This is a genomic window from Roseomonas rosulenta, assembly GCF_016106005.1.
GTDB classification, from domain to species: Bacteria; Pseudomonadota; Alphaproteobacteria; order Acetobacterales; family Acetobacteraceae; genus Neoroseomonas; species Neoroseomonas rosulenta.
Map to the genome: position 1 here is coordinate 1 of NZ_JACADR010000434.1, position 2,504 is coordinate 2,504.

Consider the following 2,504-nt stretch of genomic DNA (forward strand, 5'->3'; position numbering starts at 1 on the left):
GTCGCCGAGGCGCCGCTCGCCGAGCTGCTCGCGGACCCGCGCCGCGGCACCTGGGTGGTCGGACCCGGACTGCCCGCCGAGCCGGCGACGCTTGTTCTGCTGCGGCGCGTGGTCGGGGCAGGGCGGGCGGTGGTGGCCGATGCCGGTGCGCTGGCCGCGGCGGCAGGCGATCCCGCCGCGCTGTCCGGCTGCGCGGTGCTGACGCCGCATGAGGGCGAGTTCGCGCGGCTATTCGGCGCGGTCGGCGGCGACCGCCTGGCGGCCGTGCGGCGTGCCGCCGCGCTGACCGGCGCCGTGGTGCTGCTGAAGGGCCCCGACACGGTCATCGCTGCGCCGGATGGCCGCGCGGCGATCAACGACCACGCGCCGGCCTGGCTCGCGACCGGCGGGACCGGGGATGTGCTGGCCGGGCTGATCGCAGCGCTGCTGGGGGGCGGGATGGCCCCCTTCGAGGCCGCGGCCGCCAGCGCCTGGTTGCACGGAGAGGCCGGGTTCGCCTGTGGGCAGGGGTTGGTGGCGGAGGACCTCGCGTCGCGGCTGCCGGGGGCGCTGGCGCGCGCGCGGGCGGCGACTGGGGGCGTCCAGGGCGGTGCGGACGGCCCTCGGGGATCATCGTCATAACGGCACGAATGAAGCGAATACAATAAGATCGAAGAGATTGCGAAGAGATAAAATGAAGAAGCCTTCGACCGCAGGTGAGTCCACGTCTCAACTTTCCGTGTCACGCGTGGGGTCGCGCAGCGCCAGACTACCCCTGCGCGAACCATATGTTGTCGTTGCTCGCAATCTCCTCCACAACATGATGTGTGGTTTCAAATTTCGGACATTCGCCCATTAATGCATTGAAAACACGGAATCTCTCACGATAGAGTGACTTCGGGAAAACCCTGGGGGATCCATGAGCAGCACTCTCGTCAGCGCGCTTCACAGCGAGGAGCGCTCCATCATCGCCGAACTCCGCGCCTCGAAGCCCTTCCAGCGGCTGGAAGGCATCCAGAAGTTGCTGGCGCTGTATGACGCGCAACCATCGGTCTCGGTGAGCCTCGGCTTCGGCACGCCGGAACCCGAGCGCGCCACCGCACCCGTCATCCAGCTCGCCCACACGGTGCCCAGCAGCCCGCCCATCCCGATGCCGGGCCCGGTCGCCGCCGAGGCCGCCGTGGCCGAGGTCGCCCGCGCCAGCCAGCCCGCCGTCGCTACCGCCTCCATGACGCAGGAGGAACCGGCTGGTGTCGTCTCCTCCGTGCGCGCCGCCCTGCTTGGGATCGGCAAGCCCTGAGACACGACCGCCCCCGGGCGGATGATGTCGACCTCTCCGCAAGGCCGCGCGCCGCAAGGTGCGCGGCCTTTCTGCGTCCGGCACTTCGCCGTGGCGCTTCACGGGGTGTGTCGCTAGGTTTCAACCCTGGCGGATGGAGATGAGGCATGTCGGACGTCGCCGTCCAGGCCGGGCTGCTCGACAGGGCGCTCAAGCGCGTCTCCATCCTGTGGCGGGACATGGCCGCTGCGGTCGGCGTGGCCGAGCCCGATCCCGACCTCACCGCCCGCCTGGCCGCCTGCCTCGAGGCCCGCGGCGGCGAGGTCTCCGCCCGCAACCGTGCCGCCGGCCTCGCGGAGGCCTATCGCACCCTCGATGCCTCCGGCCGGACAGAGTTCCTGCGCGCGGTCGCCTCCTTCGATTCCGACCCCGAGGCTGTCGCCCGCGCCATGGAGAAGGTGGCCGCCGCCGCCGATGCCGCCGAGCGCGCGGTCGCGACCGCCCGCCTGCGCCGCGCCCTCGAACCCCCGCGCATCCGCCTGCTGACCGCCTTCGCCGCCATTCCGGACGGGGTGAAGTTCCTGGTGGACCTGCGTGCCGACCTGCTTGCGCGCCTCGATGGGGACAAACTGCTCGCCGCGCTCGAGACGGATCTCAAGGGCCTGCTCGCCGCCTGGTTCGATGTCGGCTTCCTCGAACTGCGCCGGATCGACTGGCATTCGCCCGCCATCATCCTCGAGAAGCTCGTGCAGTACGAGGCGGTGCACCGGATCCGGTCCTGGCGGGACCTGCGCAACCGGCTGGAATCCGACCGCCGCTGCTACGCCTTCTTCCATCCCCGCATGCCCGAGGAGCCGCTGATCTTCGTCGAGGTCGCGCTGGTCCAGGGCATATCGGACAGCGTCCAGCGCCTGCTGGACGAGAAGGCGCCGGTGCTCGACCCCCGCAATGCCGACACGGCGGTGTTCTATTCCATCAACAACTGCCAGCGCGGTCTCGATGGGATCTCCTTCGGCAATTTCCTGATCAAGCGGGTGGTCGGGCTGCTGGCGGATGAGTTCCGCAACCTCAAGGCGTTCTGCACCCTCTCGCCGATCCCGGGCTTCCGGCGCTGGCTCGATGGTGCGCTTGGCGCCGGCGCGCTGCCGCTGACCGAGGAGGAGCGCCGCGCGCTGCTGGCGGCCGCGCCGCCGCCGGCATCGCCCGCGTCGGAGGGCGCCGCCGACGACGCGGTGGCCGCGCTGCA

3 protein-coding genes are annotated in these 2,504 nt (G+C 70.9%); all 3 read left to right on the forward strand.

Features of this window, described 5'->3' with window-relative positions:
* On the forward strand, window positions 1-621 hold a 621-nt coding region (locus tag HW578_RS25445), incomplete at its 5' end, for an ADP-dependent NAD(P)H-hydrate dehydratase (RefSeq protein ID WP_198373504.1).
* A 277-nt stretch (window positions 622-898) separates the two neighbouring features.
* Window positions 899-1,279, forward strand: coding sequence for a hypothetical protein (locus HW578_RS25450; RefSeq protein ID WP_198373505.1), 381 nt, complete (start codon window positions 899-901; stop codon window positions 1,277-1,279).
* Between the two features lie 146 nt (window positions 1,280-1,425).
* Window positions 1,426-2,504: malonyl-CoA decarboxylase domain-containing protein (locus tag HW578_RS25455; protein ID WP_198373506.1), on the forward strand; the 1,079-nt coding region annotated here is incomplete at its 3' end.